Annotated in this window: 9 protein-coding genes and 1 pseudogene; 4 read left to right on the top strand and 6 right to left on the bottom strand. The window is 40.8% G+C overall.

The genetic code is table 11. From position 1 onward, the window contains the following. From L650_RS0104390 to L650_RS24455, 4 genes are all read left to right on the top strand, one after another. Positions 1–604 (top strand): IS630 family transposase (locus L650_RS0104390; protein ID WP_029772326.1); only part of this gene is annotated, 604 nt, incomplete at its 5' end. A 332-nt stretch (positions 605–936) separates the two neighbouring features. Next, positions 937–1,314, top strand: a complete 378-nt coding sequence (locus L650_RS0104395; RefSeq protein ID WP_010557530.1) for a MerR family transcriptional regulator — start codon at positions 937–939, stop codon at positions 1,312–1,314. A gap of 65 nt (positions 1,315–1,379) precedes the next feature. Further along, a complete protein-coding gene (gene merC / locus L650_RS0104400; protein WP_024601094.1) occupies positions 1,380–1,769 on the top strand; it encodes an organomercurial transporter MerC in 390 nt (129 codons plus the stop codon). Next, positions 1,757–1,972, top strand: a complete 216-nt coding sequence (locus L650_RS24455) for a GDCCVxC domain-containing (seleno)protein (RefSeq protein WP_076916053.1) — start codon at positions 1,757–1,759, stop codon at positions 1,970–1,972. The genes merC and L650_RS24455 overlap by 13 nt, the downstream gene beginning before the upstream one ends. A gap of 363 nt (positions 1,973–2,335) precedes the next feature. On the opposite strand, the pseudogene L650_RS23570 reads toward L650_RS24455, so the two are convergent. From L650_RS23570 to rsxD, 6 genes and pseudogenes are all read right to left on the bottom strand, one after another. Further along, positions 2,336–2,620 (bottom strand): annotated as a pseudogene (locus L650_RS23570) (endonuclease III domain-containing protein); the annotation flags it as partial. Positions 2,621–2,662: 42 nt separating this feature from the next. Continuing rightward, the gene (locus tag L650_RS0104405; RefSeq protein WP_029772327.1) at positions 2,663–3,745 is read right to left on the bottom strand and encodes a hypothetical protein; all 1,083 of its coding nucleotides are present in this window, start codon (positions 3,743–3,745) and stop codon (positions 2,663–2,665) included. A 12-nt stretch (positions 3,746–3,757) separates the two neighbouring features. Beyond that, positions 3,758–4,420, bottom strand: coding sequence for an endonuclease III (nth, locus tag L650_RS0104410; protein WP_029772328.1), 663 nt, complete (start codon positions 4,418–4,420; stop codon positions 3,758–3,760). 44 nt (positions 4,421–4,464) lie between these two features. Beyond that, positions 4,465–5,163 carry an electron transport complex subunit E gene (locus L650_RS0104415; protein WP_004589483.1) on the bottom strand — a complete coding sequence of 233 codons (699 nt, stop codon included), beginning with the start codon at positions 5,161–5,163 and terminating at the stop codon, positions 4,465–4,467. Further along, on the bottom strand, positions 5,160–5,798 hold the full coding sequence (rsxG, locus tag L650_RS0104420; RefSeq protein ID WP_004589482.1) for an electron transport complex subunit RsxG: 639 nt from the start codon (positions 5,796–5,798) through the stop codon (positions 5,160–5,162). The genes L650_RS0104415 and rsxG overlap by 4 nt, the downstream gene beginning before the upstream one ends. Then, positions 5,795–6,853: an electron transport complex subunit RsxD gene (rsxD, locus tag L650_RS0104425; RefSeq protein ID WP_004589481.1), complete on the bottom strand. Its 1,059-nt coding sequence runs from the start codon at positions 6,851–6,853 to the stop codon at positions 5,795–5,797. Before rsxD ends, rsxG begins: the two co-directional genes overlap by 4 nt. Between the last annotated feature and the right edge of the window lie 58 nt (positions 6,854–6,911).

Consider the following 6,911-nt stretch of genomic DNA (forward strand, 5'->3'; position numbering starts at 1 on the left):
GGCACCGACGCTGTATATCCAAGACCCAGATAAAGAAGCTAAGTTAGCAGCCATGCGGGAGGCACTTGAAAATTGCAGCGTGGACCATCCGGTGTTTTATCAGGATGAGGTGGATATCCACCTGAATCCGAAGATTGGTGCCGACTGGGGCTTTAAAGGTAAACAGCGTAAGGTAGCTACACCCGGCCAGAATAAGAAACACTATCTGGCGGGGGCACTGCACAGCCAGACAGGACAAATCAGTTATGTTGGTGGTGAGCGCAAGACCAGTGATTTGTTTATTGCGCTGTTGGAGCAACTGAAAGGGCAATACCGGCGAGCGAAAAGTATCACGCTAATTGTGGATAATTACATCATCCATAAGAGCAAAAAAACGCAGAAATGGCTGAATGAGAACCCAAAGTTCAAGCTCTTGTTTTTACCGGTATACAGCCCGTGGCACAACAAAATTGAAAAGCTATGGCATGCGTTGCATGAAACGATAACCCGTAACCATCAGTGTAAGAACATGGATGACTTACTGGAGCAGGTATACCACTTTATGGACACAGCGGCTCCGTTCCCAGGTGGCAAGCATGGCTTGAAGCAGGTGTATCACAATTAGGATCAGTTATTTAGTCAGCAGTAAATCCCTAGCATGGACTTGCATCTGGCACCAAACTCTACGCAGTTCTTTTCCATGTGCCGCGCAAAAACTTTAGCTCAAAACCGTTCAGTATTCGGTAATGCTGAAGTGAACGTTGATGTCCGCTATTCGCTCTTTGCCGAAGTTTGGCTAAGTGCCATGAGCAGTCATTCATGATTAACTCGTTTCTGCCCCAAAACGTGTTGAGGCGAATGCCTCAAAAGAGCGAAAACCAGTCATTGTAGTTCGAGCAATTTTACTTCGTATTGATATACTAATGTCATGATTAAAGTTGATTTTATGGTTGGACGATGAAAACAATAGGCAAGTTGGCTAAAGAACTTGATATAGGCGTAGAAACTATACGGTTTTATGAGCGGGAAGGCTTGATAAAACAGCCTCAAAAACCTCAAAATGGTTATCGTGTCTATGACGACTCAATCACCAAACAATTACAATTCATCTGTAAGGCCAAAGCACTTGGCTTTACTCTAAAAGAAGTGGCTTCATTGATGTCAATGGATGGCGATTGTGCCAAAGTAGAATCCCTAGGCTTGCTGAAATTGAACGTAATTCAAAATAAGATAGCTGACCTTCAACGCTTAGAAGTCGTCATAAAAGAAATGACTAATTCATGCCGCAACAATAACGATCAATCCCACTGCCCAATAATCGATTCGCTAAAATAGTATTGACTCCGTACCTACCTACGGAGTTCATACTCAAATCATTCAAATAATGTTAGACGTTAAAAATGATTAATAAGATTTTAGATAAAGTTAGCTCAGGTGGTGTTTGGCTTGCGGCTCTTAGTTGTACGGGGTGCTTCCCCGCACTCGGCTCGTTAGCATCAGCATTAGGATTAGGCTTTCTCTCTCACTTTGAGGGAATTGCTGTAAATACCTTGTTACCTATATTTGCAACTCTGGCATTGTTGGTAAATTTGTATAACTGGTATAAAAACCAAAATCATGCGAGAGGTATTCTTGGGGTTATTGGCCCTATAGCGGTTTTGTTAACCCTCTATCCACTATGGCAATACGAATGGAGCACTTATTTGTTTTATGTAGGTATTTGTTTGATGATTGTAATGTCCGTATTAGACATTGTTAAACCTTTGAAGGAGCAAACATGCAAAGTATAGAGTTAAATTCTACCATTACTTGCCCTGAGTGTGGCTTCAGTAAAACTGAAGAAATGCCAACCAACGCTTGCCAGTGGTATTATGAATGTGAATCTTGCAAAGTTCTCCTAAAGCCTTTGAAAGGCGATTGTTGCGTATATTGCTCTTATGGAACAGTGAAATGCCCGCCAATTCAAGAAGGTCAAAGTTGTTGCGATAGCTAAATGACAGTCTATTAATGGCAATGAGAAGGCATAAAAAGAAATAGTGAAATGTCAGCAATCGTATCATTGCAGCCTTTATCACTAAGTCACTCAAGGGCTGCTTTTGGCACAAACCAGAAATAGCTTCCAATGAATTCTGTATTTAAATTTTAGGTTTAAGCTGGGCTCTAATTAATAAATCATAATCTAATTGCAACACCTTGCTTAAATTCAAATTATTCTTAAGTTAACGCAAATTTTCAATTTAACTGGTGCTGGCCTAATAAAGGCTCATATGAGAACCAAATAGCCAACTTATTAAATGGAAACTAAAAAATGTGGCTGTTAAAAGGTTTATACTAACTAAAAAGTAACTACTCTTAGCTATGACTCAGTTTTCTCTTTATAGTCACACAAATCCTCGATTATACAGCTTCCACATTTTGGTTTTCTCGCTGTACACGTATAGCGCCCATGTAAAATAAACCAATGATGGAGGTTAAACATAAACTCTTTTTTATTTGGCGTATTTTTAATTATGGCCTGTTCTGTCTGCTCAACAGTTTTACCTTTAGCGTAACCCGAACGGTTTGCAAGACGTTGGATGTGAGTATCTACTGCTAAAAAGTATCTACCTTCATTATCCTTTAGCCAGCTTAAAAAGGTATTATTGCGGTTGATAGCAATAATAGAATTTGATATTTAAGCCTTCTAATACCAAGGTGTTTCACACTTGTTTTGTTCCAGTGCCGTTTCAACATTATTTAACTGTGCATTAGGGGAAAACGCTAAGTTCAGTAAGTCCGCAGCGCGGTCACCAATAAAACTATAATCATAAGTTTGGCTGAAACCGGAATAATGACTAGTTCCATATCCGGACCATGACCCCTGACCCCAAGAGTCATTATACACTCCAGAGTACCTAGAGTTTAATTGCCCCGTAGTAGTTTGGGTACTAAAGCTTGTATAAGCTTGAACAAGACCTAAAACAAGATTTTTTGCTAATGCAATACCTTGGGCTTGCCTTATACTTGCGTATTGTTTAGTTAGATCCGCACAAATGAAATTTCTGGTAGGCAAAAAGTCAAATGCCTCTGTGTGGGTTGGTTTTACTATAGCAAACCTATATACGTTCTTGGTAAGAGATCTATAAATCTCGAATTTAGGTATTAAGTTAAAGAACGTCATCTCATCATCGATATTAGTCGTAAACATTAAATAAGATAGTTTTTCGATATTACGATACACGCTAACTTTTTTATCTTGTGTGTGGTAAAGCTCATCCCAGTTATTAGAGGCTTCGCTAGGTATACTCGAAGCTTTAAAAAAAACCTTTTTTATATTATCTTCATCAATAACCACAATTTTATTTGGGTGCTGGATAATAGTTACTGAAATATTTTTATTATAGTCAATTCTGTTTTTACCACTAATATTAGTTTTAAATATATTCTGGGTAACATATGTATTACTAACAAATAAAGATTCCCAATCTTTGTGTGCGTCTTCTGGTAATTTAGCTTTGTTAAGATCTATAGAAAACCCTTTTTCTTGATAGGTAATTTTATCAGAAAAATCGGTAATTGTTGCTTGGTACTTTGTATCAAATGATATTGCAGTTTGTTTTCTATCAATAAAAATTCTTTTTTCCTTTGCGGTGTAATTTATTGCAAGGCCGCGGTTGTTAAACGCGGTATAATTTTTATTACTGAAATCATCAGAACCTGTTGATACGCAACCAGTTGATAAGAACATTAAAAATAAGTGTGTTACAGCTTTTAAAATCCATTTCATGTCTTTGATATCCTACGTTTCAGTTTTCTCTTTATAGTCACATAAGTCCTCGATAATACAGCTTCCACACTTGGGTTTACGTGCAGTACACGTATAGCGACCATGTAAAATAAACCAATGATGTAGGTTAAACATAAACTCTTTTTTGTTTGGTGTATTTTTTATTATGGCTTGTTCGGTTTGTTCAACCGTCTTGCCTTTGGCGTAACCAGTACGGTTCGCAAGGCGTTGGATGTGAGTATCAACTGCTAAAAAGTATCTACCTTCATTATCTTTTAGCCAGCCGAAAGCTGTGTTGAGCACGACATTTGCGGTTTTTCGGCCAACACCGGGTAGGGCTTCTAGAGCTTCGCGGTTCTCGGGAACAATGCCGTTATGTTGATCAACCAATATTTGGCACATTTTGTACACGTTTGCGGCTTTTGAATTAAATAAGCCAATGGTTTTTATATAATCGCGAAGCGCATCGTGGCCAATATCTAAAATGGCTTGTGGCGTATTAGCAACCGGAAATAATTTACGGGTGGCTTTATTTACCCCTACATCGGTGGCTTGTGCAGAGAGCGTAACGGCTACTAGTAGCTCAAATGGGCTTGAATATTCAAGCTCGGTTTCTGGATGCGGGTTTTGCTCGCGCAAGCGAGAGAGTATTTGGTGACGTTTTTCTTTATTCATGCAACTTAAAACGCATTAGCTAATAGCGTTAATGCGTTTTCCCCTTAAGTTAAGCTAGTAACACGTGCGCGTGGGCCTTTTTCGGCTTCTGGCGGCGTTACTTGTTTTGATTTTATTTGTGCGTCAATAACATTTTTTGCTGCTATTAGCAGCCCAAGCCCTAAAAAGGCGCCGGGTGGTAAAATAGCGAGTAAAAACTGGCTATCGAAACTAAATATTTCCAAGCGTAGGCTTTGTGCCCATGGCCCTAGAAGCAAATCGGCTCCATCAAATAATGTACCTTGGCCTATCAGTTCGCGCATTGCACCTAGTACTAACAGTACGGCCATAAAACCTAAGCCCATCATCAGCCCGTCGAATGCAGACAGGTGCACAGGGTTTTTAGAGGCATATGCCTCTGCACGGCCAATAATGGCGCAGTTAGTTACTATTAGTGGAATAAATATGCCTAATGATTGATACAAGCCAAAGGTGTACGCATTCATAAGTAGCTGAACTATGGTCACAAAGCCTGCGATAATCATTACAAATACTGGAATACGAATGTCTTTAGGCACCCAATTACGCACAACTGAAACAGTAATATTAGAGCCTACTAAAACTAATAAAGTGGCTAACCCTAGGCCGAGCGCGTTGGTTACAGTTGATGTAACAGCTAAAAGCGGGCATAAACCGAGTAGCTGAACAAGCGCGGGGTTATTAGCCCATACGCCTTCTTTGTATAAGGTTTTTAACTCACTCATTGGGTTACCTCTTGGCAAGCATTAGGCTGTTTAAAAATGGCGTCAAAGTTAGTTTTTGCAAATAATACGGCATTTTTTACCGAGCCTACCACGGCGCGAGGGGTAATTGTTGCGCCGGTAAATTGGTCAAACTGGCCACCATCCTTTTTTACCGCCCAACGGGCATCGTCTTCACTTTGAACCGTTAAATCGTTAAATGTAGTGATCCATAGCGACTTTTTAACTTCTACTTTGTCGCCTAAGCCGGGCGTCTCTTCGTGCTTAGTAGTACGAACGCCGGCAATGGTGCCATCAGCAAGTACGGCGGTTAATAAGTTAATATCGCCACTGTAACCACTAGGTGTTATGTGTCTTATTACAAGTGCAACAGGTTGCTGATTTTTATAAGCGCGGTAAATAACTTGCTCGGGGTAAGGACCCAGTTGTTCATCGCTCATAATTACGCAATTTGTATTGAGCTGATTATCGTAGCTGCTTGGGTTTAATACCTCTTGTAATTGTGAGGTTAGTTGCAAGCGTTCTTGCTCGGCAATTTTATCGGCGGTAAAGGCATCAATTGAGGCAACTAAGCCTGTTGTTATCAGTGCAAAGGCTGTTAATATCGCGCCATTTTTAGCCATTGATGAAATAATCATTTTACTGCTCCGTGGCCATAAGTGCGTGGTTGGGTGTAGTAATCAATCAGCGGTACAGCAATATTAATTAATAATACACTAAAGGCTACCGCATCAGGGAAGCCACCAAAGGTGCGAATTAAATACACCAACAAGCCAATTAACGCGCCATAAATTAAGCGCCCTTTATTGGTAGTTGCAGCCGAAACAGGATCGGTGGCGATAAAAAATGCGCCCATCATGGTTGCGCCACTTAATAGGTGAAATACCATACCCGGCTCGGTACCCGGCGCGGCAATATAGCCAATGGCACTGCACAGTGCTAGTGAGCCTATAAAGCTTACTGGAATATGCCAGTTTATAATTTTAGCTTTTAAAAGGTATAAACCACCGGCTAAAAAGCCTAGGTTAACCCATAGCCAACCAAGCCCAGCCCATTGAGAAAAAATCGGTTTTTGCATGCTTTCGCTAACAGTTAGACCATGAGCTACATCGGTTTTAACTGTATCAAGCGGGGTGGCCATGGTGAGGCCATCAACGCCGGCACGGACTTGATCAACACTAAAGCCCAGAGCGGTAAAATCAGTAAATATAAGGCGTAATTGGTCAATAAAGCCAATTGGGGCGTTAAGTAAATCGGTAACGGGTAACCAAGCGGTCATTTGCACCGGAAACGAGACTAAAAGTAGTACGTATGCGGCCATTGCTGGGTTAAATAAGTTAAACCCAAGCCCACCATAAAGTTGCTTTACAATCACAATGGCAAATAAACAGCCAATAATAATGACCCACCAAGGCGCCAGCGGCGGAATACTCAGTGCTAACAGCACACCAGTAAGCCAAGCACTACCATCACTCAATGCAGGCCAAACAGGGCGTTTACGCATTAACATAATGGCTGCTTCAAATACGCTTACAGCAACAAGTGCCAATACTAACTGAATAAGTACGCCAGTCCCAAAAAATACCACTTGCGCTATTAGCCCAGGAATACACGCAGCAATTACGGTTAGCATTAATCGCGTTAACGACTTATGGCTATGGTTGTGCGGCGAACTGGCCATGGTTAATTTCATGACTGATCATTTCCTTCTTTTTGTAACTTTTTAGCTTTGGCGCGCGCTATTGCGGCGG

The sequence above is a fragment of the Pseudoalteromonas sp. TB51 genome, assembly GCF_000498055.1.
Lineage (GTDB): Bacteria > Pseudomonadota > Gammaproteobacteria > Enterobacterales > Alteromonadaceae > Pseudoalteromonas > Pseudoalteromonas atlantica.